The sequence below is a fragment of the Hymenobacter convexus genome, from assembly GCF_030580955.1.
Taxonomy (GTDB): Bacteria; Bacteroidota; Bacteroidia; order Cytophagales; family Hymenobacteraceae; genus Hymenobacter.
Map to the genome: position 1 here is coordinate 230,010 of NZ_JAUQON010000003.1, position 25,055 is coordinate 255,064.

Annotated in this window: 22 protein-coding genes; 14 read left to right on the top strand and 8 right to left on the bottom strand. The window is 65.0% G+C overall.

Annotation, left to right across the window (positions count from 1 at the left end; all coding sequences use genetic code 11):
• Positions 1-101: 101 nt before the first annotated feature.
• Positions 102-2,231 carry a TonB-dependent receptor family protein gene (locus tag Q4S41_RS07640; protein WP_305030512.1) on the bottom strand — a complete coding sequence of 710 codons (2,130 nt, stop codon included), beginning with the start codon at positions 2,229-2,231 and terminating at the stop codon, positions 102-104.
• Between the two features lie 192 nt (positions 2,232-2,423).
• Here Q4S41_RS07640 and Q4S41_RS07645 point away from each other — a divergent pair, with 192 nt between their 5' ends.
• The 7 genes from Q4S41_RS07645 to Q4S41_RS07675 all read left to right on the top strand — a co-directional run bounded on the left by Q4S41_RS07645 (position 2,424) and on the right by Q4S41_RS07675 (position 8,990).
• Positions 2,424-2,945, top strand: coding sequence for a hypothetical protein (locus Q4S41_RS07645; RefSeq protein WP_305030513.1), 522 nt, complete (start codon positions 2,424-2,426; stop codon positions 2,943-2,945).
• A 55-nt stretch (positions 2,946-3,000) separates the two neighbouring features.
• Positions 3,001-3,774: a DUF2490 domain-containing protein gene (locus Q4S41_RS07650; RefSeq protein WP_305030514.1), complete on the top strand. Its 774-nt coding sequence runs from the start codon at positions 3,001-3,003 to the stop codon at positions 3,772-3,774.
• A gap of 112 nt (positions 3,775-3,886) precedes the next feature.
• The gene (locus Q4S41_RS07655; protein WP_305030515.1) at positions 3,887-4,582 is read left to right on the top strand and encodes a hypothetical protein; all 696 of its coding nucleotides are present in this window, start codon (positions 3,887-3,889) and stop codon (positions 4,580-4,582) included.
• Between the two features lie 40 nt (positions 4,583-4,622).
• The gene (locus Q4S41_RS07660) at positions 4,623-5,177 is read left to right on the top strand and encodes a hypothetical protein (RefSeq protein WP_305030516.1); all 555 of its coding nucleotides are present in this window, start codon (positions 4,623-4,625) and stop codon (positions 5,175-5,177) included.
• A 90-nt stretch (positions 5,178-5,267) separates the two neighbouring features.
• Positions 5,268-5,555, top strand: coding sequence for a hypothetical protein (locus tag Q4S41_RS07665; protein ID WP_305030517.1), 288 nt, complete (start codon positions 5,268-5,270; stop codon positions 5,553-5,555).
• A 65-nt stretch (positions 5,556-5,620) separates the two neighbouring features.
• Positions 5,621-5,887 (top strand): hypothetical protein, encoded by a 267-nt coding sequence (locus tag Q4S41_RS07670; RefSeq protein WP_305030518.1) that lies wholly within the window; start codon positions 5,621-5,623, stop codon positions 5,885-5,887.
• A gap of 283 nt (positions 5,888-6,170) precedes the next feature.
• Positions 6,171-8,990, top strand: coding sequence for a S8 family peptidase (locus tag Q4S41_RS07675; RefSeq protein WP_305030519.1), 2,820 nt, complete (start codon positions 6,171-6,173; stop codon positions 8,988-8,990).
• Between the two features lie 7 nt (positions 8,991-8,997).
• On the opposite strand, the gene Q4S41_RS07680 is transcribed toward Q4S41_RS07675, so the two are convergent.
• Complete coding sequence (locus Q4S41_RS07680; RefSeq protein WP_305030520.1) at positions 8,998-10,326, bottom strand: Y-family DNA polymerase; 1,329 nt, start codon at positions 10,324-10,326, stop codon at positions 8,998-9,000.
• A 2-nt stretch (positions 10,327-10,328) separates the two neighbouring features.
• Complete coding sequence (locus Q4S41_RS07685; RefSeq protein ID WP_449271958.1) at positions 10,329-10,787, bottom strand: LexA family protein; 459 nt, start codon at positions 10,785-10,787, stop codon at positions 10,329-10,331.
• Between the two features lie 229 nt (positions 10,788-11,016).
• Between Q4S41_RS07685 and Q4S41_RS07690 the strand changes: the two genes are divergently transcribed.
• Positions 11,017-11,265 (top strand): hypothetical protein, encoded by a 249-nt coding sequence (locus Q4S41_RS07690; protein ID WP_305030522.1) that lies wholly within the window; start codon positions 11,017-11,019, stop codon positions 11,263-11,265.
• Between the two features lie 240 nt (positions 11,266-11,505).
• Here Q4S41_RS07690 and Q4S41_RS07695 read toward each other — a convergent pair whose 3' ends face one another.
• Positions 11,506-12,195, bottom strand: coding sequence for a TIGR02117 family protein (locus Q4S41_RS07695; RefSeq protein ID WP_305030523.1), 690 nt, complete (start codon positions 12,193-12,195; stop codon positions 11,506-11,508).
• Positions 12,196-12,351: 156 nt separating this feature from the next.
• Here Q4S41_RS07695 and Q4S41_RS07700 point away from each other — a divergent pair, with 156 nt between their 5' ends.
• The gene (locus Q4S41_RS07700) at positions 12,352-13,941 is read left to right on the top strand and encodes a MutS-related protein (RefSeq protein ID WP_305030524.1); all 1,590 of its coding nucleotides are present in this window, start codon (positions 12,352-12,354) and stop codon (positions 13,939-13,941) included.
• Between the two features lie 62 nt (positions 13,942-14,003).
• Here Q4S41_RS07700 and Q4S41_RS07705 read toward each other — a convergent pair whose 3' ends face one another.
• On the bottom strand, positions 14,004-14,738 hold the full coding sequence (locus Q4S41_RS07705; RefSeq protein ID WP_305030525.1) for a Dph6-related ATP pyrophosphatase: 735 nt from the start codon (positions 14,736-14,738) through the stop codon (positions 14,004-14,006).
• 113 nt (positions 14,739-14,851) lie between these two features.
• Between Q4S41_RS07705 and Q4S41_RS07710 the strand changes: the two genes are divergently transcribed.
• The 5 genes from Q4S41_RS07710 (at position 14,852) to Q4S41_RS07730 (ending at position 20,286) form a co-directional block, all read left to right on the top strand.
• On the top strand, positions 14,852-15,355 hold the full coding sequence (locus Q4S41_RS07710; RefSeq protein WP_305030526.1) for a hypothetical protein: 504 nt from the start codon (positions 14,852-14,854) through the stop codon (positions 15,353-15,355).
• Positions 15,356-15,414: 59 nt separating this feature from the next.
• The gene (locus Q4S41_RS07715; RefSeq protein ID WP_305030527.1) at positions 15,415-16,164 is read left to right on the top strand and encodes a glycosyltransferase; all 750 of its coding nucleotides are present in this window, start codon (positions 15,415-15,417) and stop codon (positions 16,162-16,164) included.
• A gap of 96 nt (positions 16,165-16,260) precedes the next feature.
• Positions 16,261-18,951 carry a T9SS type A sorting domain-containing protein gene (locus Q4S41_RS07720; RefSeq protein ID WP_305030528.1) on the top strand — a complete coding sequence of 897 codons (2,691 nt, stop codon included), beginning with the start codon at positions 16,261-16,263 and terminating at the stop codon, positions 18,949-18,951.
• A gap of 61 nt (positions 18,952-19,012) precedes the next feature.
• Entirely contained in the window at positions 19,013-19,435 is a 423-nt protein-coding gene (locus Q4S41_RS07725) for a hypothetical protein (RefSeq protein WP_305030529.1), read from the top strand.
• Positions 19,436-19,536: 101 nt separating this feature from the next.
• Positions 19,537-20,286 carry an EcsC family protein gene (locus Q4S41_RS07730; RefSeq protein WP_305030530.1) on the top strand — a complete coding sequence of 250 codons (750 nt, stop codon included), beginning with the start codon at positions 19,537-19,539 and terminating at the stop codon, positions 20,284-20,286.
• Here Q4S41_RS07730 and Q4S41_RS07735 read toward each other — a convergent pair.
• The 3 genes from Q4S41_RS07735 to Q4S41_RS07745 form a co-directional block, all read right to left on the bottom strand.
• On the bottom strand, positions 20,283-21,920 hold the full coding sequence (locus Q4S41_RS07735) for a glycoside hydrolase family 32 protein (RefSeq protein ID WP_305030531.1): 1,638 nt from the start codon (positions 21,918-21,920) through the stop codon (positions 20,283-20,285). The two genes, Q4S41_RS07730 and Q4S41_RS07735, sit on opposite strands and share 4 nt — an antisense overlap.
• A gap of 108 nt (positions 21,921-22,028) precedes the next feature.
• The gene (locus Q4S41_RS07740; RefSeq protein ID WP_305030532.1) at positions 22,029-23,225 is read right to left on the bottom strand and encodes a T9SS type A sorting domain-containing protein; all 1,197 of its coding nucleotides are present in this window, start codon (positions 23,223-23,225) and stop codon (positions 22,029-22,031) included.
• 157 nt (positions 23,226-23,382) lie between these two features.
• Positions 23,383-25,002: a glycoside hydrolase family 32 protein gene (locus Q4S41_RS07745; protein ID WP_305030533.1), complete on the bottom strand. Its 1,620-nt coding sequence runs from the start codon at positions 25,000-25,002 to the stop codon at positions 23,383-23,385.
• Positions 25,003-25,055: the final 53 nt, after the last annotated feature.

The window sequence follows — 25,055 nt, forward strand, 5'->3', positions numbered from 1 at the left end:
TTTGTGTATAAACACTTCGGATTCTTACCTGCCGTCAGTTAGCCGGCAGCACACGCTGCCCGCTATTTTTTGGGCCTTGTGCCGTTTTCAGCGGCGGCCCATCACCAGCGCCAGCCCAGTTGCGCGCCCACGTACCCGGCCCGGCCCGGCGCGGGCTGGAAGTAGCGCCCGCCAAAGGCATTGAGGTCGTTGCCGAGGCTGTAGCGGCGGTCGGTGGCGTTGTCGAGGCCGGCGTAGAGGTTGGTTTCGAGGTGGCCGGCCAGGGTGCGCCGCCAGCCGCCGCGCGCCCCGAACACCCAGTAGCCGGGCGCGGTTTCGGTGTTGGCATCGGTGAGCTCCACGCGGGCTTGGTGGCCGAGGTTGGGGCTGAGGTAGAAGCCGTGGGGTTCACTGAAATCGAGGCCGGCGCTGAGCGTGTGCGGCGCGGTGCCGGTGAGGCGGTTGCCGCGCAGGTCCTGCCCGCCGCTGGGGTAGCTGCCGAAGCGGAAGTCGTTGTAGGCGTAGCTGGCCCAGGCACGCAGGCCGCTGGGCTCGGCCGGCGCCGGGAAGCCCGCTTCGGGCTGCGATGGAGCCGACGCGGCCCGCCACAGCCAGCCGCTTAGGGCTGCTTCGAGGCCGCGCTGGTGGGTGCTGCCGGTGTTGCGAAACACCACCACGCCCTGGTCGGTGGTGCTGCTCACGATGGTTTGGCGCAGCTCCAAATCGAACACATTCAGTTCGTAGCGCAGCCGGTTGGCGAAAAGGCTGCCGCGCGTGCCCACCTCGTAGCTGGTGCCGCGCTCGGCCTGCAAGTCGCCGTTGAGTTGCCCATCGGACGTGCGAATTTCGTCGGTGGTGGGCGGGGCAAAGCCGGTGCTCACGCTCCCGTACACCGACAGCCCTACCCCAAATTCGCGCAGCAGCGCCACCCGCGGCGACACCACCGGTCGGAAATCGCGGCTGAATGTGTAGCTGGGCGCCGGGGCCGGCAGCGTGCTGCTCACCCGCGCAATGCCGTAGCGCAGGCGGTTGTAGCTGGCGGCCACCGTGAGCAGCAGCTGGGCCGGCAGCTCGTAATCGGCCTGCGCGAAGGCGAAGCCCGTGGTGGTGGTCAGCTCGTCGTCGTAGCGCAGGGTGCCGGGCGCGCCGGCCAGGTTTTGGTAGCTGCGCCCGTTGGCGAAGCCGGCTTGGCCCTCGCCGCCGCCTTGCAGGCGCAGCGTGCGCCCGCCCAGCGTGGTGCGGTAGCGCAGGGCCGTGCGGCCGCCCAGCCCCAGCCCGGTGTTGCGCTCGTAGTCGGTGATGGAGGCGGTGCGAATGGCCGTGCCGCTGCCATAAACCGTGGTTTCCAGTTCCAGCCTATCGGAGAAACGGTACTCGTGCGTGAGGCCCAGCAGGCCCGTGCGCGAGGCATAAAACGCCTGCTGCGCCACGGAGCCGGGCGCGGCGGGCGTGCCCGGCCGCGCCTGCCGCGGGTCGGCCGCCAGTTGGGCGCGGGTGAGGCCGCCCGGCAGCTGGTAGTCGATATCGGTGTAGAGCAGGTGGGCGGCCAGCGTGGTTTTGGGCGAAGCCACGGTGCGCACGTCCAGGGCAAAAACGTCGCGCCGCAGGGCGCTTTGCTCGCGGTAGCCGGCCAACTCCTGGTGGGCGTACTGGGCGCGCACGCTGCTGGTGGCGCTGCTTGTTTCGGCCGTGAGGGTGCTGCGGTGCAGGCCGTAGCTGCCCACCGTGGCACCCGCGGCCACCCGGCTGCCCGCCACTACTTCGGGCGTGCCAAACAGGGCCACGCCGCCCGTGCCGGCGCCGTACACGCTGCCGGCCGGGCCTTTCAGCACTTCCAAACGCCCGATGATGGCGGGGTCGAGCAGGTTGAGCGGCGTGCTGCCGCCGGCCTCGGTGAATGGAATGCCGTTGTAGTACACCTTCACGTTGCGCACCCCGAACGGCGAGCGCAGCGTGCTGCCCCGGATGCTGAGCCGGTAGCTGGCTGTGGCCCGCTCCTCCAGCCGCACGCCGGGCAGCGTGTTCACGGCCTGAGTGAGGGCGGCGGGGTTAAACTGCTGAATGGTGCGGGCGTCGAGCACGCCCACGGCGGCGGCCGTGCGGCGCAGCGGCAGGCGCTGGCCGTAGCCCGTCACGGTGGCTTCGGGCAGGGCCACGGCGCGGGCGGTATCGGGGGCGGCGGGCGTTTGGGCGCAGAGCGGGGCGGTGGCAAGCCCGGCAGCCAGCAACGCCAGCAAAGAAAATCGAAACATGAACGGCGGCTAGTGCAGGCTTGTGCCAACGGCGAAGGGGGGCGGAATGTTAGATTCGGCGGCCGAGGCGCGCCGGGCGATGCAAGCCCGATTTCGACGCTTTGGGCGCAGCTTCGCCACCATATTTTCAAAAGCCGTGTGCAAAATGGCGGCTGCCCGCATCAATCCGACAACCTTACCGCTCCACTTTTCATGTTGAAAGCCCTACTGCTGACCTGCGTACTTCTGCTCAATTTGTCCAGCGTATGGGCCTGCTCCTGCGTTTCCGAAAATATTCCGGAGAAACAGAAAATTGCGAAAGCCCACGCGCAGGCCGGCCTCGTTTTCACGGGCCGCCTGGAGTCGGTAGCGCTGGTGGAAAAGGTGGACACGCTGCATCTGCGGTCGCGCACCGGCGCCGATACGGTGGTGACCCTGCGGCAGCAGTTTCGCCAGTACACGTTTGCTATGACGCGGCAACTGAAAGGCTCGCCCGCCGGCGCCACCGTGGTGGTGCAGACCGACGGACCGGGTTCTTCCTGCGGCGTTTCGTATCGGGTCGGGGCTGATTTCGTGGTGTTTGCTTACGCCATCGACACGGCCTACAGCCCGCGCGGCACAGTACGGCCGGTGACGCCCTACTTCATCACCGGCCTGTGCACCCGCACCAAAGAGCTGCGCTACACCAAAGCCGCCGAGCTGCGCCAGCTCCGGCGGCTGGCCCGCCAGGGCTGAGGCGCGGGCCCGGCCGGCGCACGGCACCACTCAGCGGGGCCCTTACCTTCGCCCAGTGAAATATTTACTGCCGCTGCTTCTGCTGTTGCCGCTGGGTGCCCGGGCCCAGGGGCCAGTCAACCGAATTGACGATTTCAACCGCATCGGCTGGTACGTGTACGAGGGCGACCACCGGCTGGGCCCCCACCTCACCGTTCATACCGAGTACCAGGCCCGGCGCACGGGCTTCATCACGGGCTGGCAGCAGTCGCTGCTACGGGCCGGCGTGGGCTACCAGCTGCTGCCGCGCCTGAAGCTGGGCGGCGGCTACACGTTTTTCAAAACCCATCCCTACGGCGCCCACCCCACGGCCGACCAGGGCACCTTTCCCGAAAAGCGCTTCTACGAAGATGTAACGCTGACCGACTCCCTCGGCCGGGTGGCCCTCACGCACCGCCTGCGCCTGGAGCAGCGCTGGATTGGCGTGCCCGGCGCCAGTGGCCCCCTCGGCAACGACGCTGTGTGGCAGCGCCAGAACCGCATCCGCTACCAGCTGGCCGGCGAAATGCCGCTGCAAGGCCCCACGCTCGACGACCACGAGTGGTATTTCACGGCCTTCGATGAGCTGTTTCTCAACTTCGGCCGGGAAATCACCGGCAACGTGTTCAACCAAAACCGCGTGGCCGCCGGCCTGGGCTACCAGTTCAGCGAGGGTTTCCGCGTCGAACTGCAATTCCTCAACCAGATAACCCAGCACTACGACCCCGACCCGGCCACCCGCTTTCCGGTGTTCGAGTTCAACAACGGCTTCCGGCTGGGCGTGACGTACAACCTGACGCTGATAGAATAAACGGGCGGTGCCGGGCGTTTTGTAGCGCGGACTTTGTAGTCCGCGTGCCCGCGCCGATTCAACGGTTGTCGTTCTGCCATGCGAGCTACAGAGTTCGCGCTACCCCCTGCCTATGCACCTCCACCTGCCGCGCCGCTACCGCCGCCCGCTGCTGTTGCCGCCGGGCCTGCTGGCGCTGGCGGGGCTGCTGTGGCTGGGCAGCGTGGCCGTGGGCTCGTGGCGGGAGAAGCTGACGCGACGAAGCGTGCTGCAGTTGACGATGCCACCTAAACCAGATTCAGACACCATTTATCACACGCTCTATTCGAGCGAGAGAAGGATTCCGTTCCTTTATTCCCAGCTATTTACCTTGTACAAGTGGCAGGATATTGCATTTGATGGGACGGCTGCCCACGACTCAACTGCATTGGCTGGCATTTCGAAAACCATTGAGTCAATGCGCGCCGATACGGTTCCGAACTGCGGCATTCGGGTTGCAATCACGCCCCACACCAGATACAAATCGTTCGTGCGGCTGCTTGACCTGATGGCTATCAACAATCAGAAGAAGTATCTCTTCGATATGCATCATGGTCCTTTCGCCCTGTATGTGCTTGTAGATGAATATACGCCGCAACCGCCGTCGCTTGACCCACCTTTGATTTGTGGTGGTTCCTACTTTTTACCGATGCCGTTGCCTCCGACACCAGAGTCCAGCCCCTGGGAATTATTCATTCTACCCGCTGAATGGCGTTTGCCTTTGTGGCTGATTGCCCTGATGACTGTGTTGGCCGGCTGGCGAATCTTTGGCGCGTGGCGCACGGCGTAAACGCTGTTATTTTGAGGCTGCATCCCATCCGCCTCCTCCCATGCCCGCCCTCTCCCCCGACCTGCGCCGCGCCCTCTTCGCCCTGCCCGAACGCGAGAAAGACCAGCTCCTGGCCCGCCTCGTGGCCCAGGATGCGGTGCTGACGGAGCAGCTGGCCTACCGCCTGCTCGAAGGCCCCGAGGCGCTGGCAAACCGCCGCGCCGCGCTGCGCACCCTGGTCGACGACCCCGTGCGCGGCTTCCACCCCACCCCCAACGACCTGCTCGTCATCCTGCGCCAGCTGCAGGCCCGGCTGGCCTACCACGCCAAGATTACCGACGACGCCTTTGGCGAGGTGGAGTTGAGCTGGCGCCTGCTGGCCAACGTGTTCCGGCATCAGGCCGAGGCCACGGCCCGCCTGCACGGCCCCACCCAACCCCTGCTCCAGCACCTGGCCAAGCGCACCCACGAGGCCCTGAAGCAAACCGCCAGGCTGCACGAAGACTACCACTTAGAGCTAGCCGAAACGGCCAACGCCGTGCTGGCCGCCCTGTGGCAATCCGGCGCGGCGCCACTGGCCCGGGAGCTGGGCCTGCCCCGCACGCTGGTGCGGTAGCTTTTTTGGCAATAATGGCCCCGGCGTGGCATCTTTTCCGGCGCAATCGCAGTACAAAGCCCAGGTTCCTTTGTCCTGATTTGCTCCGCTATGTCCACGCCCACCCACCCGCGCGCGCCCCAGCTGTCTGAGGCCGATTTGCGCCAAGCCCTCGACGAGCTCGACGCCAAAATCCAGACCCTGCGCAACCGCGCCCACGCCACGGCTGCCGGCTCGGCCAGCACCCACCAGCAGCACGCCGACGCGCTTGAAACCAAGCGCGCCCAGTTGGCCGCGCAGCTCGGCCAGCACGAAGCCGGCGGGGCCGACTCCGGCCTGCTCCACACCATCCGGCGCGGCATCGAGTCGTTGCGCGATGATGTGCGCGGCTTGCTGTAGGAGCTGGGCGCTTCGCTTTTATCCATCAGGTTTTTCTTTTCACGCTGCTTTCCCTTGCTTTTGCCATGAAACAGTTCTTCCTCTTCCTGCTCCTGACCTGCTTCGCAGCGGGCACCCTTCAGGCCCAAAACCGGCCCAAAATCAAAGCCAAGCGCGCGTTTGCGCATCCTTCCGAATCGAGCAAAGGCAAATCCAGCAAGGCCCAGTTCCGGCACGAAACCATCCGGCCGGTCATCGACCTCAAGCCGCATAGCCTGGAGCGCTCCAAAACGGTGAAGGCCCCGCGGCCCTACAAATACAGCAACGGCAACAAGCTCAAGCGCGCCCGCTAAGCCCGCGGCAAGCTGCCGTTGGCTCGCTCCAAGGTTCGATAAAACGGTCATGCCGAGCGGAGCCGAAGCATCTCTACTGTGCAACTAATCGATTTTAGTAGTGCAGTAGAGACGCTTCAGCTCCGCTCAGCATGGCCGTTTTACTTTGTTTCGATATCGGCATTACCTGTGCGTATTCCGGGTTGTTTGGGCGAAAACATTTCCTGAATCAAAAGGCCAAACCCGCTCCGAATTCGTAAAAGAGTATATTTACTAGCCGCTTGTTCCTTTATCCTTCTGCCTGATGACAAACGCCTTACGCTTATTTATTTTTCTGTTTTTGGTTGGACTGGGCGGGACGTTCACGGCCGCGGCCACGCCGCCCACCATCCCCGGCCGGCTGGTGCTGAAGCTGCGGCCGGGCAAAACGCCAGCCGCGCTCGATGCGGTGTTGCGCTCGTTGGGCGCGGGGGCATTGCAGCAGAAGTTTCCGCGCGCGCTGCCGCCCAGCCCGGAGCGGCCCGGCAGCGTGGAGCTGCGCACCATTTATCAGCTCCAGTTGCCCGCCACCGTGACGCTGGACTGGGCTCGCGCCGCGCTGCTGGGCACCGGCGCCGTGGAGTACGTGGAGCCGCTCTACATCCGCGAGCCGCTCTACCAGCCCAACGACCCGCTGGCCGACTCGACGCTGACCGACATCACCACCAGCCAGTTCTACCTCAAGCAGATTAAGGCCTACCGCGCCTGGGACATCACGCGCGGCGACAGCAGCATCGTCATCGGCATCACCGATGGCGGCGTGCGCCTCACCCACGAGGATTTGCGTCAGCAGGTGAAGCACAATTACGCCGACCCCATCAACGGCCTCGACGACGACAACGACGGCTACATCGACAACTTCACCGGCTGGGATTTGGCCAACAACGACAACGACGCGGGCTACGACCCCACCATCGTGCACGGTTCGCTGGTGGCGGGCACGGCGGCGGCCCGGGCCGACAACGGCCTCGGGCTGGCGGGCCTGGGCAACCGCTGCCGGTTTATGCCTCTGTCCATTTACCCCAACACGGCCACCGGCGTGTTCGCCGGCTACGAGGCCGTGGTGTACGCGGCCGACCACGGCTGCCAAATCATCAACCTGAGCTGGGGCGCGGCGGGCGGCTATTCGCGCTTCGAGCAGGACGCCATCAACTACGCCGCCCTGAACCGCGACGCCGTGGTGGTGGCCGCCGCCGGCAACACCAACGCCGACCTGCTGTTTTACCCGGCCTCTTACGACCACGTGCTGTCCGTGTCGGGCGTGCAAAGCACCGACCAGAAAAGCCCCAACGGCACCTTCAGCCACCGCGTGGATATGGTGGCGCCGGGCATCAGCATTCTGACCACCTACGGCGTGCGCGACAACGACTACATCGCCGTGGGCGGCACTTCGTTTGCCGCGCCGCTGGTGTCGGCGGCGGCGGCGCTGGTTCGGCGCGTGTTTCCGCAGTACAACTCCGACCAGGTGGCGGCCCAGCTGCGCCAAACCACCGACAACATCGACAACCTGCCCGCGAATGCCCAGTGGGTAGGCCGCCTGGGCACGGGCCGCCTCAACGTGTTGAAGGCCGTGACGCGCACTAATTTGCAGGAGGCCCGCGTGGTCACCAGCTACTTTGCGCCGCAGCGCACGGCCTACACGCCCGGCGACACCATCCGGCTGACCGTCGACGTGCAGAACCTGCTACAGCCGGTGGCCGGCCTCACGGTCACGCTTACCTCGCTGTCGCCCTACGTCACGGTGCGGCAGGGCAGCTACGCGGTGGGCAGCTTGGCCACCTTGGGCCGGGCCCGCAACACGGCCGCGCCGTTTCGGCTGGCGGTGGCGGCCAGCGGCATTCCGCTCAACACCACGGCCACGCTGCGCTATCGCCTCACGGCCACCGGCGGCTTCCAGTACGACCAGTACGTGGATGTGCAGCTGAACCCTGACTACGTGGTGCTCGATGCCAACGACCTAGCTCTGACCCTGACCAGCCGCGGCAACCTGGCTTACGACGACCTGACCGGCCGCGTCGGGGCGGGCCTCACCTACCGCGGCAGCAGTAACATCCTCAGCGAAGGCGGCCTGCTGCTGGCCACCAGCGCCACCCGCGTGTCGGACCGGCTGCGCACCAGCGGCGGGCAGTCGCGGCAGTCGTTTTTCAGCCTGGCGCAGGCCACCCGGCAGCAGCCCGGCCCCCGCGCCACCCAGGAAGCCCGCGTGGTATTTCAGGACACCGTGCCGGTGGCCGGCAGCCGGGTGCGCAGTGTGGGCGTGCGCGTGCGCCAGCGGGCCTACGCCTGGGCCGCCCTCGGCCAGCGCGACTTCGTGCTGCTGGAATATTCGCTCAAGAACATCACCACCGATACCCTCAAGCCCCTTTACGCCGGCATTTTCACCGATTGGGACTTGCCCAACTCCGATGGCGCCGCCCGCAACGTGGCCACCTGGGACAGCACCCGCTCCTTGGGCTACGTGTATGCCGTGGGCCAGACGGCCCCCCAGCCCCTGCCCACCGCCTACACCGGCATCCGGCTGCTGCGCGGCGGCACGCCCACGGTTTATTCCATCGATAACGGCGCCCCCGCCGGCTCGGCGGTGCGCCTGGCCGATGGCTTCTCGCCGGCCGAAAAATTTCTGACCCTGAGCAGCGGCACCGCCCGCGCCCAGCGCACGGCCGGCCTGCCCAACGGCGCCGATGTATCGCAGGTGGTGGGCACCCGCGTGGCCCGGCTGGCCCCCGGCGACTCTACCACCGTCACCTTCGCGCTGCTGGTGGCCCCCACCCTGGGCCAGCTCAATGGCAGCGCCGATGCGGCGGCGGCCACTTATGCCACCCTGCTGCCCACGCGGGCGGCCACGGCGATGCCCGGCTTCAACGTGTACCCCAACCCGGCGGCCGGGCAGCTGCAGGTAGAGCTACCAGCCAAATTCGGCCCTGCCAACTTGTGGCTGACCAATGCGCTGGGCCAAACCGTGTTGCAGCAAACCCGCACGGAAACAGCGGTTGTGCTTGACCTCGCGGGCCTCGCGCCCGGCCTCTACGTGCTGCGGGCACAAGGCACGGGTGGGATACTTACCAAAACCGTAGTAGTGCGCTAAACCGGTCTCAGCGCACCTGCCACAGGTCGTCCCAGCCAGTGGTGTAGAGTGGCGAGCGGTGCGCCGAGCGGCCAGCCCAGGCTGGCGACTGCAGTTGCCCCGCGGCGTTTTTGGCGGTGCCCGTGGCGGCCGACCGCACCAGCTGCCGCCCGAAGCGGGCATTGAGCGCATCCATGGTCTGCATCAGCTGCTGGCTGCGTTGCTGGTCAGGGGCGGTGCCCGAGAACAGCCCCAATTGCGCCTGCCCCTCCGGCTCCAGGCCGGTGAGCAGCACCCCGGCCCGGTTATAAGCCACTCCGGCGCGGCGCAACCGACGTAGCCCCTGCAATGCCGCTTTTATCAGGGTGGTGGTATCGTTGGTGCTCGTAGCCAGGCTGATGACGGCCGTGTGCGTTTTGGGGCCCGCCGCGGGCGCAAACCGGTCGGTGCCCAGAATCACGGTTACCAGGTGGGTGGCCATGGCGTGTTTCCGCAGCTTCTCGGCGGCTTTGGTGGCGAAGGTGGCCACGGCTTCGGCCAGCACGGCTTCTTGGTGCTGCGGGCGGCCGAAGGAGCGGGTGCACGTGACACTGTGGCGGCTGGCGAGGCCGGGCTGCAGTTGGTCGTCGTCCCACTCGGCGGGGTTCCATTCCAGGCAGGGCTGGCCATGCAGCTCGCGCCAGAGGCGCTGGCCCACCACGCCGCCCAAGTGGCGGCGCAGCCAGTGCTCGGGCAGGTTGGCCAGCTCCAGCCCGGTCATGATGCCCATTTCGTTCAGCTTGCGGGCGTAGCGGCGGCCCACGCCCCAGATGGTGCCCACCGGCACGCGGGCCAGGGCGGGCTCCCAGTCGGCGGCCGTGGCCAGCAGCACGGTGCGGATGGGGCCGGTTTTGGGCGCCAGGCGGTTGGCCAGCTTCGCCAGGGTTTTGGTGGGCGCGATGCCCACGCAGGTAGGAATGCCGGTGTGTTGGAGCACGGTGTGGTGCACGCGCTGGCCGTAGGCCAGCAGGTCCGGCTCCAGCAGGTTCATGCCACCGAAATCCAGAAAAGCCTCGTCGATGGAATACACGTCGACCCCGCCGGCCAGGCTGCCCAGCACCTGCACCACCCGGCGGCTCATGTCGCCGTAGAGGGCGTAATTCGATGAAAACACCTGCACCCGGTGCTGCTCCAGCAGCGGCCGCACCAAGTGGTAAGGCTCGCCCATTTTCAGGCCCAAATCCTTTGCTTCCTGGGAGCGCGAAATGAGGCAGCCGTCGTTGTTCGAGAGCACCACCACGGGCTTGCCCTCCAGCTTCGGCGCAAAAACCCGCTCGCAGGACACGTAGAAATTATTGCAGTCGACCAGCGCGTACATGGCTACTTGATTATGGTCAGTTGCTGCTCGCCCAGCGCGTGGATGACGTGCGTGACCACGCCCCACACAAAAAGACCGGCTTCCTGATTGACGGCCACCGGTGCGTAGCGCACGTTTTCGGCCACCAGCCAGGGCTGGCCGGCGCGGTGCTGCAGGCGCTTGATGGTGTGCTCGCCCTCGACCACGGCCACTACAATGCTGCCGTGGCGAGGCGTAAGGGCGCGGTCGACGGCCACCAAATCGCCGGGGTGAATGCCGGCCCCAATCATGGAATCGCCGCTAACGCGGGCCAGGAACGTGGACGCCGGATGCCGGAACAGGTGCTTGGTGAGGTCGAATGGTCCGTCGAGGTGGTCGTCGGCGGGCGAAGGGAAACCAGCTGGCACCGGGCAACCAAACAGGGGTAACTCCCGAGTAGTGAGCAGGGAAGCCGAAATAAAATCGTGCAGTGATGTAAGCATACGAGTACCCGGCCGTCTTTCCTGACGGAACGGGGATGCTATTTACTAACATTTTTAGTATATTGTTTTAATCAAGGCCGTCAATCCGCTGACAAACCGGCCTCGTACATCGGCTACCTTCATCGTATAATCATGCAATGGAGGTATAATTGAGCTAATTGTCATTAAAAAAGACTAAAAAATTAATCGCCAAATTTTTTAGTTTGTCGCAAAATCAGTATCTTTGGACATGTCAAACGTCAAGCTCCCCACGCCGCTGCCGTTGCAGCAATTTGCCCGTTGCGTGAACGACGCGCAGCGCCCTGCCGACTTCATTGGCGACTGGCCCCAGGCGGGCCAGGTGTATGCCGTGCGCGTGCTGCCGCACGTGCGCACCGGCCAGCCCCAGGTGCACGTCCTCGGCTTTTATGCCGAGCGGCCCTACGGCGCTTTCGCCGCCCACCGCTTCGAGCAAGTGGCCGATGTGTGGCTGAACTAAGCCGCCCGGGCCATTGGCCCCATGGTTCCACCCCTTATGGCCCCGTTGGTGTTGCAGCCGGCGGGGCCGGCTTGTTTTTGGGATATAGTGAGGAAAGCTCTTTCGAAAACGGTCATGCTTATCTGGCGTCTGCGCAGCCGAAGCATGTCTACCGCGCAAGTAATCAGATTTACTATTGCGGCAGAGATGCTTCGGCTGCGCTCAGCATGACGTTCTTTTCCTTCAAGCGCGCATCATTCCCTACCGCCCGTACTGATATAAAATCCCCTTGTCGGAAGGCGTCCAGAGGCAGGCGCGCTGGCCGCTGGCTTTGAGGGCGTTGTTGGTCCAGGTATTGCAGGTGTAGAGGAAGCTGTAGACGCGGTGGGCTTCGTAGAAAGCATCGTCTTGCCCGTAGCTGTGGCCTTTGATGTGCTGGACGCGGCCGGCGGCATCGTAGGCGAAGCTGGTTTGGATGTACTGAATGAGGCGGGCGTACTCGTCGTGGGTGAGGGTGAGCGGCACGGTTTCGGGGCCGGGCGTGAGGCTGCGCATGTAGGTGGTGTGCATGGCCGACGAGCCCAGCCAGAACGCGGCCACGAAGGCCGTGCTGAACTTGAGGTCGGCCCAGGTGGGCGTGTCGAGGTAGAAGCCCTTGTCACCCCAGCCGAAGGCGATGTAGCGCAGCGTGGTATCGCCGGACGGGATGTTGCTGTAGGGCAGCTGCTGGCTCCAGTCCATCTGGGCGGTTCGGACGGGCACCACAATGTCGGTGTGCACGCCGTTGGAATGCAGAAATACCGGCACGTCGGGGGTGGCATTGGGTACGGCTTTGGCCACGGCAATGCGGGAAAGCACAAAGGCCGACGACAGGTAAGCCGCCACGGTGCCGCTCAGGCCCACGGCGGTATAGGCGGCAACTTTCAGCGCTTTGCGAATAAGGGAGGGCATAGGTTCGGACAACGAAAAGGGGTGTTGCGGCAAAGCCGCCGCAGCCCAATACGGCAGAATTGAAAAAGTAACCCAAACCGGACCGGGCGGCGGCGGCCCGTACTTTTGCCCGGCCCTGCCCGCCTGTGGGCACGCCCCCGTTCCTACCCTGCCTCCATGTGGACTTCCACCGCCGACCGCCTGGCTTTGCTCGAAGCCGAGTGGCGCACGCCCTCGCCCCGCTCCCACCTCTTTCCCCTCGTGGCCCGCTACCACGCCACGGTGCAGGCCGAGCCGGCCTACCACCGCCTCGACGACCAGACCTGGGCCGACCTCAATGGCGACGACCTGTTTGCCCTGCTCGATGGCACCGTGAGCCGCGTGGGCCAGCAGTGCCTCTACCACCGCCTGCGCAGTCCGCTTGCTGACGAAGCCGCCCTGCAGGACTTTGACCAGGCCGCCCGCCTGATGGCCGACGCGGCCCCGCGCGGGCAGGCGCTGCTGGCGCTGCGCCGCCTCACTTCCACCCAGGCCTATTACCTGCCCGACATCCTGACCGGCGACGCCCTGCCGGCCCTGCCCTGGACGGCCGCCGCGCCCGCGCTGGTGCTGCTGCTGCTGGCCACGGTGGTGGGCGGCTTCTGGCAGCCGGCGCTGTGGCTGGTTTCCGGGGGCCTGGTTGTGCTGCATTCGGTGTTGCATTTCTGGTACCAGGGGCGCATTTCGGTGGGCGTGCGGCCCATGCTGCAGCTCGGCAGCCTCTACCGCACCGGCCGCGACCTGGCCCGGCTGCAACTGCCACTGGCGGCGCTGCGCGGGCTGCCGGAAGCGCTAGGGCGCCTGGGTTCCATTGTGAACAAGGTGGCGTTTTTGCAGGCCAACGAGGTGGTCCAATCGGACCTAGCCATGCTGCCGTGGCTGTTTCTGCAGTACCTCAAAATGGTGCTGCTGCTCGATTTCATTGTGTACCACAGCTGCCGGCGCCAGATAGAGCAGCACTTCGGGGCCATCCGGGCCGTGTATGAGGCCGTGGGCTATGTGGATTGCGCGGTGGCGGTGGCCGGGTTTCGGGCGCGGCACCCGCACTGCACGCCGCAGTTTACCACCGATGCGGGCCTGCGCCTCGCAGGCGCCTACAACCCGCTGGTGCCCGGCTGCGTGCCCAACGACCTGACGGTGAGCAACGACTCCAGTGTGCTGCTCACGGGCTCCAATATGTCGGGCAAAACCACGTTTATGCGCGCCATCGGCCTGAGCACGCTGCTGGCCCAAACCATTGCCACCTGCCCGGCCACGGCCTACGCGGCGCCGTTTCGGCGGGTGGTTTCGAGCATCAACCTGGCCGACAGCCTGACTGAGGGCAAGAGCTACTACTTCGCCGAAGCCGAAACCATCCTCGGCTTCGTGCGGGCGGCCGAAGTGGGCGTGGGCGGCTACCTCTTCATTCTCGATGAGCTGTTTAAGGGCACCAACACCGTGGAGCGCATCGCGGCCACGCAGGCCGTGCTGACCTACCTGCAAACCCGCAGCCTGGTGGTGGCCTCCACCCACGATGGCGAGCTGGGCCAGCTGCTGGCGCCCGCTTTCACCGAGTACCACTTCTCCGAGACCGTGACCGAAACCGACTGGTTCTTCGACTACCTGCTCAAGCCCGGCCCGCTGCGCACCCGCAACGCCATCCGGCTGCTGGCCCGGGCCGGCTTCCCCGATGCCATTGTGCAGCAGGCGTTGGCTTTGAGCCGCACGCTCGATGAAGCGGGGGCGTAATTGAATGATTTACTACCCCACGCGAGATGCTTCGCTGCGCTCTGCATGACGGGCTCTATTAGTTACACCAAGTCGCAGTACCAGAAGCCCGTATCGAACGGGCTAGCATCAGCAGCGTCGCCACAGTCGTAGTCCGCAGTGTCGGTTTTGGGGGCGGGCGTGTAGCGGCGGTGTACGATTTCGCCTTTTTCGAAGGCCACGGGTTCGCGGAACATCGGCCCGTCGAAGACGAAAGTGTGGAACTCGCCGTTTTCGCCGCAGGGGTCCACGTGGGGCGGCAGGTCGCGCAGAAACTGCTCGTCGATGACCCGGCCCACGAAGCTTTGGTCGAGGTACTTCTCGTTCACGCAGGTGGTGATGGTTTTGAAGCCCAGGGCTAGGAACTCGCGCATCAGCTCGGCCGTGGGCACGCCCCAGAGTGGGAAAACGGCCTGCCAGCCGGCGGCGGCCAGCTTTTCTTCGCGGTAGCGCCGCAGGTCTTCCAGAAAAATATCACCGAAGATGGCGGCCGTCGCGCCGTCGCTTTTCAGCTCGTCCATCGTGCTGGCCATGAGGCGCTCGTAGGCATCCATGCTGGGCATCTCGGGCAGGAAAAGCTGGCGGCAGGGCAGCCTGAGGCTGGCGGTTTGGCGGTCGAGCAATTCGGTGCGCACGCCGTGCATGGAAATGCGCTGGTAAGGCTCGCTCACGGTGGTGAGCAGCGTCTGGACGTGGTACTGGCCGCTTTGCCGCACTTTATAGAGCGCCAGGGCCGAATCCTTGCCCCCGCTCCAGTTGAAAATGGCCTGCTGTGTCATGGGTGGCAAAGTAACGGCGCCGCCTCGGTTGCGGGGTCTCCGGCGCGGCGGTTTTGCGGCTTTTTGCTGCCAGCTGCCTACCTTGAGCGCATTCCTTACCCCTACCCTTTTTCATGAAAAAGCTTCTACTTGCGTTGTTGCTCGGCGGCCTGCCCGCACTGGCCTCGGCCCAAACCTTCGACGTACCGGCCCAATACACCCTGAGCAAGCCCGACGATTTCGCCCGCTACGAGCCGCAGGTCCTTAACACCATCAACTGGCTGGAGGCCACGCCCGTGAACGAGGACGTGAGCCGCCGCAAGCAAGCCCAGCGGTTTCTGCTGGAATGGGCCAGCGGCAGCCCCAAAGTGTCCATCGGGGTGCAGCCTTACCTGGGCGACCTCTACGGCAAGCAAACCGACTTACTCATGGCCTTCATGGGTGGCTGGACGCGCTACAGCCTGCAACACCCCAACGACACCGACGCCCTGACCCTGAACGCCGAAGGCGTGCAGGCCATGCTCAAACTCTATGCCCTGGGCGGCCTGGGCACCATCAAGCCCCTGGAAAATGTGCGCGACCTGGCCGCCGCCGGCGAGCTGAATACCTGGCTGAAAGGCAAAATCAGCCAGAAGTAACGGCCGCTGCCCGACAACCTTTTCGGCCATTGGCCGATTAACCGGGCATGCATTTCTCTGTGATTACCCCCACGCACCAACGCCGCGAGCTGCTGCCCGAGGCCGTGGCCAGCGTGCGCGCCACCGTGAGCGCCCCCCTCGACTTCTCCTTTGAGCATTTGATTTTCGACAGCGGCTCGCGCGATGGCACGGCCGCCTACCTGCGCGAGGCCGCCGCCCAGCCTGGCCCGCCGCTGCGCCGCTGGCACTCGGCGGACCGCCAGCTGGCCGGCCCCGCCCGCAACCTGCTCATCAAAGAGGCCCCGGCCGAAGCCTGGATTGTGCCGCTGGATGACGACGACTTCCTGCTGCAGCGCACCCTGTTTCACTACGGCACCCAAATCAACGCGAACCCCGGCCGGCCCTGGTTCGTGGCCGATTTCCTGCGCGTGGACGAGCAGGGCCGTTACCTGCCCAACGAGGATTACTACGCCTGGCAGTTCGACTCGCCCACGGCCATGCTCCAGGCCATTTTCCGGGCCGAGCACTTCCTACAGGGCAACGTGTGCTATAGCCGGGCCTTCGTGGATGAGGTGGGCGGCTACGACGAGGAGCTGAAAATGGCCGAAGACCTGGACCTCTACGTGCGCTTCCTGCTGGCCGGGCAGCTGCCGGTGCTGTGCCCGCACATCAGCCACCTGCACCGCTTCCATACCCGCAACGTGAGCATTGGGGTGGATGCGGCCACGCACAATGCCGACCTGCGGGCGATTTATCAGAAATACGCGGTGCAGCTGCAGGCGCTGGGAATTGAAGAACCGGGAAAGTAGTGGCTTGGCCGTCTGACTTAAAACGTTATACTTGATACCAAGCGCTCTGTCCGCGTTTGAGTAGTAAATTGCCAGGCTTTTTGTATGTCATTCTGAATGCCCAAACACCTATTCACCTTCTTGCTGGCCTATTGGGGCACCGTTCTTCTGACGAGCGCGCCGGCTTTTGCGCAGGGCTCCATCGACCCCACGTTTGCGCCCACCGTTCTGAAGACTGCCCAGGCAAGCATTATTGGCGCCTATACCACGCGGACGATGCTACAACAGCCGGATGCCAAAATCCTGGTGGGCGGCAACTACGAATACATCGACAACCAACGGGCGAGCCGCATGCGGCGCCTCAACGCCGACGGCACGCCCGACGCGGCGTTTGCCGCACAAACCGGAACGGGCCCCGATGCGTCGGGCAATCCGACGGCGCTGGCTTTGCAAAGCACCAATAAAATCCTGGTGGGCTGCGCTACCAACGCGACGTACAACAGCGTGCTCACCGGCAATTTGGTGCGCCTCAACCTCAACGGCAGTGTGGACGCCACGTTCAACCGCGGCGGCTCTGGCTTTGTGGTTTACGGGTGGGATGCGCTGGCGCCGAACTTTGCCAACAACATCCGCAGCCTCGAAGTGCAGCCCGACGACAAAATTCTGGTGGGCGGCAACCTGGACCACTACAACGGCCAGGCCGTGGCCAACTTGCTGCGCCTCAATGCCGATGGCAGCTACGATACCAGTTTCGACGTAGGTAACCTGGGATTCACATCCGCGAACTCGCCCAGCACGCCCAACAGCGGCACGCCGGAAGTAATGCTGGTGCAGCCCGACGGCAAAATTGTGGTGGGCGGCAATTTTGTGCAGGTTAATGGATTAGTTGCCAACAACCTGGTGCGCCTTAATGCCGATGGCAGCCGGGATAACACGTTTCTGAGCACGGGCACCAACGCCACGGTGCGGGCCCTGGCCCGGCAGCCCGATGGCAAGCTGCTCGTGGGCGGCTACTTCACGCAGGTAAACGGGCAGGCCAGCGGCGGCCTCGTCCGGCTCAACGCCGACGGCACCCGCGACGCCAGCTTTGCGCCGACCGTGCTCAGCCCGGTGGCCACGGCCACGGGCATTTACAAAATCCGCCTACGGGCCGATGGTTCCATGGTGGTGTGCGGCACCTTCACGGCCTGCAACAGCACTGCCCGGGGCAACATTGCCAGGCTCAGCGCGACTGGCGTGGTGGATGCCGGTTTTGGCCCCGCGGCGGCCACCACCTCGACCAGCACCCCCAACATCGTGTACGACCTGGTGGACCTGACCAGCGGCCAAACTCTGGCCGGGGGCACGTTCACTTCCATCGGCGGGGTGCCCCGCACTGGGCTCGCCATGCTCAACGGCACCGCCACGCAGGTCGATGCGGCCTTTAATCCGCTGATTGAATACGGTGGGACCCTTAGCAGCACCACCCCGCTGAATAATGGCGACATTATCCTGACCGGTAATTACACGTCCATCAACGGCACCACCCTGGCCAACCGGTACTACCCGCAGCGCCTCAACAGCAGCGGGGCATATGTGGGGCAGGTGCCCATCAACCCGGGCGCTTACCCTTTCTCCGGCTACGATGTGCTGCCGCAGCCCGACGGCCGCTTCTACGTGAGGGGCTACACCTCAATTGCTACCGCTCCTTATACGGGCATCACCGTGCTGCGCCTGCTGGCTAGCGGCGCGCTCGATACGGGTTTCGCTCCGGTTTCCTTTGCCTATGCACCCACCACCCAGTTTGCGTGGCAGCTGGTTGCTTTGCCTTCCGGCGGCGTGCTCTTTGCCGGCGACTTCGTGGCGGTGAACGGCCAGGCGCGGCCGGGCCTAGCGCGCGTATCGGCCGCCGGGGTCCTCGACGCCGGGTTTAACCCCACGGGCGCGCCCTGGCAAACGGCCACCGCGTCGGGGTTTTATGTAGCGGGGGTGCAGCCCGGAGGGCAGCCGGTGGTGAGCTGGGGCGATGCAAACCGGCCTTTTCTAGCGCGACTGTCGGCCACGACGGGCCAGGTCGACAATACCTTTTCCATTGGCAGCGGCGCTTCGAGCAGCGCCGGCCTGCGCGTGTACTGGGGGGCGCAGGTAGCGACCGGGGGCCATATAATCATCAACGGCCAATTCACATCCTTCAACGGCCAGGCCGCGCCCAATGGCATCGCACGACTACTGCCCAACGGCCAGCCCGACCCTACTTTCACGGCGGCCTTGTCCTGTAGGGTGCTTCAAGTTCAGACCGATGGCCGAATTCTGGGCAGCCTCGCCGACACCAGCTATTTTGCGCCGCCCCTGTTCCAACTGGTCCGGCTCAATGCCGATGGCAGCCGCGACGCAACATTTGCCCCGGTAACGGTGCCCCAGGAAATCGTCTATTACCCTGCCAGAGTGACTTTGCAACCCCTGGACGGGAAAATACTGGTATCCGGCAGCTTTACCAGCATCAACGGGCAGTTACGCAGCAATTTGGTCCGCCTCGATAACACCCTATTGGCCATGCGCTCGGCTTTTGCCAGCATCCCGGCGCTTGACGTATTTCCCAACCCGGCCCAGCAGCAGGCGACGTTGCGGCTGCCCGCCGGCGCCGCGTCGGCCACGGCTCAGCCAGTGACGCTGCTGGACGTGCAGGGCCGGGTCGTGCGGCGGTTTACCCTCCCGGCTCACCATACAGAAATCGTTTTGTCGCTGGCCGATGTGGCGCCCGGCGTTTATGTGCTGCAGGCCAGTACCGACGCCGGCCCGGTTCGGCGGCGCGTGGTGGTGGCTCACTGATAGCTGGGTGGAAAGCCCAAGACAATAGCCGGCGGCTTATTTTTGGGCTTTTCCCCATCCCATGTCTGCTCCCGCGCCCCAGGTTTCCGAAGAAGTGTACAGCATCCCGGCCGTGTACCGGCAGATGGAAAACACGCACATCCTGTTCTGGCTGCTCAAGGACATTGCCTGGTGCATGGTGTGGAAGCCGCTGGGCCTGCTCATGGTGCTGCCCACGCTGGGCATTGCCCTCGTCATTGCCTGGCGCACCCGCGCGCTGGCCTCGGAGCTGGCCCACAACCTGGCCATCGTGTTCTGGATTACGGCCAACTCCTACTGGATGACGAGCGAATTTTTCGGCTTCGACACCGTGCACATCACGCCCACCATCACGGGCAAGCACCTGGCGCTGGTGCCGTTTCTCATCGGGCTGGGCATTCTACTGTACTATTATCTGGTGACGAAGCCGCGCGAAAACCGGGCCGGGCAAACGGCCACGCTGTAGGAACAAGTAGCGCGGACTTTTAGTCCGCGTCCCCGCGCCGTTTTCGCTTTCTGGTGACGCGGACTAAAAGTCCGCGCTACTATTCGCGCTACATTACGCCCATGACTCCCGAAGAACAGCAAACCCGCGTCGAGCTGCGCGCCTGGCAGCTGCGCATGCAGCGGCGGCCCTCGTTTCTCAACAACTTTGCTCACCGCGTGCAGGTGCGCCTCAATGCCCTGCTGCCCGAAAAGGTGCATCAGGCCATCACCGGCGCCATCCGGCAGATGGTGCGCGGCGTGCTCTTCGGCTCGCAGCACACCACCAGCAAGCCGCTGGCTGAGGCCGCCTTTGCCACCCGCGAGGCCGAGGTGCGCAGCCGCATCCGCGACTACCGCACCATGGCCACGGCCGAGGGCGCCGTGACCGGAGCCGGCGGCTTTCTGCTCGGGCTGGCCGATTTCCCGCTACTTATCGGTCTGAAAATGAAGCTGCTGTTCGACATCGCCGCGCTCTATGGCTACGACGTGCACGACTACACCGAGCGGCTGTACCTGCTCCATGTGTTCCAGCTGGCCTTCAGCAGCCAGCAGGCCCGCAACGCCACCTACCGCCGCCTCGCCGACTGGGACGCCTACCGCCTCGGCCTGCCCCTGAACCCCGAAGAGTTCGACTGGCGCACCTTCCAGCAGGAATACCGCGACTACATCGACCTTGCCAAAATGGCCCAGCTGGTGCCCGTCATCGGGGCGGCCGTGGGCGCCGTGGCCAACTACAAGCTCATCGAGCAGCTCGGCGACACGGCCATGAACTGCTACCGCATGCGCCACTTCGCGGCCGAAGCAGCCCCCGCCCGGCAGCTGCCGGGCTAAGGCGCCTTCACCACAATGTTCTTGAAGGTGGCCGTGCTGTTGTCCACGAACACGCCCCAGGAGGTTTTCGGCGCTTTGTAGATGCGAGCTGTGAGGGCGGCCACATTGTTGAGGTACACGACCACGACGGAGTTTTCCTGCACGATGTCCACCGTGTAGTCGGTGTTCGGCTGCAGGGGAAAGGGCACGTCGGCGGTGGCCACGGTGGTGCTGGTGAGGTTGGTGCGGTTGGTGAAATCGAGGCTGAAACGGTTCTGGCCGGGCACAAAGCGCAGGCTGTAGAACTGGTTGTAACCGTCGCAGGCCCCCAGCAGAAACCCAAAATCCTTGCCTGCACTGGTGTATGACACAGTGGCGCTGATTTTGAAGCGCGTGCGGTTGATGGGGTCGTAGAGCACGTTGGCCACGTCGTTGTTGGCCGTGCTCACGAGTTGGTACGACTCCGTGTTGGGGATGGTGTTGGTGACGTTGCCCCATTGGCTGCTTTTGGTGAAGGCCGGCGTGGTGGCCTCCAGGTAGCTTTTCAGTGTGTGTGGCATGGTGAGGGCCAGGTCGCCGTTGGCCAGCTGGTAGAGCTTGTGCGTCACCAGGTTGCCGCCCCACTGCCAGGCGCCGGTGTCGGTGGCGCCCGCACGGCGGTGCAACCAGGCCTGGATGTAGCTGTCGCCAAACTTGTCGGTTATCACCTTAGCCCCGTAAAAGCCGGGGCCGTCGAAACGGGCGTTGCCGGCCGGTGCGCTCCACGGCCCGGCCAGGGAGGCGCTTTTGCGGTAGTACACGTTTTTGGAGTCCATGTCGGAAAACAGCAGGTAATAAGTGCTGCCTAGCTTGAACAGCTGCGGGCATTCCATCATGAAGAAATTGGTGCTGCCGCCGTCGTAGAGCCGCCCCTGGTAGGTCCAGCTCGTGAGGTTGGTGGAAGTATAGCGGGCAATGATGCCGCGCCACACGCCGCTCACGCTCTGGCGGGCCGCCACCAGCAGCGAGTACTGGCCCGTGCCCGCGTCGAAGTACACGAAAGGGTCGCGGAAGTTGTCGTTGCTGTCGAAATTCTGCCCGGCGGGCGCGTACAGGGTACCGAAGCTGGTGCTTTTGGTGAAAGGCTGACCCAGGCCGGTGGCGGTGGCCAGCATCACGCCTTCCTTGGGGTTTGTACAGCTGCCGGTGTTGGGGTTGAAGCCGGTGTAGTAGGCGTAGTAGGTGCCGTTGCGCAGCGTCACGCTGCCCGTACCGATGGCAAAATCCGGGGCGCAGGTGGGCGCGCTGCAGCTCAGTTGCTCGCCGGCAGCCAGGTCCGAATAACCGTAGAAATTACTGGTTTTAAAGCCGTACCAGGGGTGGCGCTTCGTGGTGGCGTCGTTCCAGATATCCTTCAGGAAATACGTGTACGTGGTGTTCGAGGCGGCATCGTAGTACGGCATCACGTCGCCCACCGCCGTGCCGTCGGCGCACTGCGGGTAGATGGCGTAGTTGGTGCCCTCGGGCTGTTGGGCGCAGGTCAGCGCCGCATCGGCCGGGGTGCTGGCGGGCGGCGTGGGCGCGGCGTCCGGCGTGCGGGTGTCGCAGCCGCCGGCCAGCAGCAACGCCAGACCGGCCCCCAGGCACAGGCCCGGGCGGAAGAGTTTGGTTTTCATGCGGTGGGAATTTTGGCATGGAGGAAGTAGAAGTTGATTTGGCACCGCCTTGCCGTCATGCTTCGCTGCGCTCTGAATGACGGCAAGGCGGCTTTGTTCACACAGGTCCTACAGCAGCACGACTTTGCGCACGGCCACGGTGCTGCCCAGTTGCACACGCAGCAGGTAGGTGCCGGCGGCCACGTCGGCGGTGATTAGGGTGGTGCTTTGCGGGCCGGCGGCTTTCAGGCCCTGCTCCAGCACGCGCACGGGGCGGCCCAGCAAGTCAGTCAATACCAAGCTGGCGGCGCCGGCGCGGGGTACCTGGTAGGCCACCGTCAGCCGGCCGGCGGCGGGGTTAGGGTACACCTGCAGGCCCAGGCCGGCTTCCTCGGCCGAGCGGGCGGCCAGCACGGTGGCGCCGCTGGCCGTCACCTGCAACGTGGCCGACTGCCGGCCGGGGATAGCCGTGAAATCGGGGCTGCGCTGCAGGCTGCCGTTGGCGTCGGCGCCGGGCGCGGCGGCGGTGTTTTCCGGGATGATGTCGCTGGAGAAAAAGTCGCCGTCGGCGTTGTTCTGCAGGCCGAATACCTGCACCGCGCCGCCAGCGGCGGGCAGGCCCAGGCTGGCCCGGCTCAGCGAAATTTCCAGGCCCGTGGCGTTGGCGCCGCCCGCCGGCGCACCGGGGTTGGTCGACAGCCGCGAACTGTTGCGGAAGGCCACCACGGCATTGGCAAACAGTGCGTACTGGCCCGTGGCCTGGGCGCTGCCGATGGTGGCCGCCGCGCCCGTGTTCACGTTCAGCCCGTTGACATTGAGCGGCTTGGTAACGGCCGTGGCCGGGCTACCCGCGCTGTACACCACGCCATCGACCTGCACCTGCGCGGCCACGCCATTGCCCTTCACCCCGATGCCGAAGTCGCCGGGCTGGTCGAGCTTAGCGCCCACCATTTTGAACGACGTGATGGGCGTGCTGGTCGCCGGCAGCGGCAGCGCGGTGCCCACGGGCACGGCCGCCGCGCCCGGCCGGGCCACGTAAATCTGCAGCGAGTTGCGAATCTGGCCCAGCGAGGCGGCGCTGCCATCGGTTTCGAGCGTGCCGGCCAGGAAGAGGTAGATGTTGTTGGCATCGGCCGCGGCGTAGAACGACAGCAACCCGGCGTCGCCGAAGCTGTGGCTGCGCGTGTAGCGGCCAATGAGCTGGTAGCCGCTGCTGCTGATTTCACTAGCGCTCAGCGTGCCATCTATGCTGATGGTCTGGGCATTGGAGGAAAAGACCGCCGTAGCGAGGGCGCCGACAAAAGCGAGGGTAAATGGTTTTTTCATGGGAATTTGACGGGGGTTGAAAGTGGAAAAATCAGGCATGAGAGGGGCCAGCTTCGCCCGAAAACCAGGCAAAGAGCGGTAAATGCCCCGGGCGCGAGAGGGCGCCGTTGGAGTAGGAATAGATGTAGGGGCGGGGCCTGCCCCCGCCCCTACTTTGCTAGGGCTTGGTGACCGTCAGGTTTTTGAAGGTTGCCGTGCTGTTGTCGGCGAAGATGCCCCAGGAGGTGCGGGGCGCTTTGTAGATGCGCACCGACAGCGCGGCCACGCCGTTGAGGTACACCACCACCACGGAATTTTCCTCCACGATGTCCACCATGTAATCGGTATTCGGCTGCATTGGGAAGGGCACATCGGCCACGGCGGAGGTGCCGGCATTGAGGCTGCTGCGGTTCAGGCGGTCGAAGCTGAAGCGGTTCTGACTGGGCACGAAGCGCAGGCTGTAGAACTGGTTGGTGCCGTCGCAGGCCCCCAGCATGAAGCCAAAATCCTTGGCCGCGCTGCTATACGACACGGTGGTGCTCAGCTTGAAGCGCGTGAGGTTGAGGGGCTTGAACAGCACGTTGGCCAGCGGGCCGGCGGCCGGGCCGGTCAGGATGTAGGTGCTCGAATCGGGCCGGGCAGCGCTGGCGGTGCGGCTCACGCGCTGCAGGGGCTCGGTCTGGGCTTCGAGGTAGGTTTTGAGGGCCGGCACCATACTCACGGTGAGGTCGCCGTTGGGCAGCTGGTTGAGCTGGTGCGTCACGAGGTTGCCGCCCCACCACCAGCTGCCGGCGTCGCTGTTGTTTTCGAGGCGGTTGACCCAGCCGATGAGGTAGTTTTTGCCGGTGGCGGTGTTGTTGAGCACGCGGGCGGCGTAGAGGCCGCTGCCGTCCACCCGCTCGTTGCCGGCGGGTGCGCTCCAGGGGCCGCCGGGCGCGGCGCTTTTGCGGTAGTAGAAGTGGCGGGTGCCGGTGTCGGAATACGTGAGGTAGTAAGTGCTGCCGATTTTAAACAGCTGCGGGCACTCCATCATGAAGTAGTTGCTCGAGCCGCCGTCATAGAGCACGCTCTGGTAGGTCCAGGTAAGCAAATCGGGGGAAGTGAGCTTCACGATGACGCCGCGCCAGATACCGGCCACGTTGCGGCGGGCCGACACCAGCATGGCGTACTGCCCGGTGGCATCGTCCTGGTATACAAAGGGGTCGCGAAAGTTGTCGTTCTCGTCGAAGCCCTGGCCGGTGGGCACGTAGAGCGTGGCGAAGCTGGTGCTCTTGGTGAAGCGCTGGGCCGGGCCGGGCGCGGTGGCCAGCATCACGCCCTCCTTACGGCGGCCGCAGTTGTCGGCGTTGGGGTTGTTGCCGGTGTAGAAGGCGTAGTAGGTGCCGTTGCGGGCAATTACGCTGCCCGTGCCGATGGCGCGGTCCTGCGCGCAGCTGCCCGCGCTGCTGGCCAGCAGCTCGCCGGCCGGCGCTTCGGTGTACTGCCGGAAGTCGCTGGTGGTGAAGGCGTACCAGGGATGGCGCTGGTTGCTCACGTCGCTCCACACGTCCTTCAGGTAGTAGAGGTACTGGGTGCCCGAGGCCGCGTCGAAGAAGGGCATCACGTCGCCCACGCCCGCGCCGTCGGCCACTTTGGGGAAGATGCCGTAGTCGTTGCGCTCGGCCGGGGGCGTGCACACCAGCTCCACGCCGGGGTTGACGGCGGGCGGGTCCTGGGGTGTGGTGGGGTCGTTTTTCTTGCAGCCGGCCAGGCTAAGCGCCGCCAGCAGCACCCCGGCGAGTTGCCGATAATGCCTCATGGGAAGTAGGAAAGTTTGCTTGGATTAGCTCAGAAAGACAGAGTAGTAGAGAC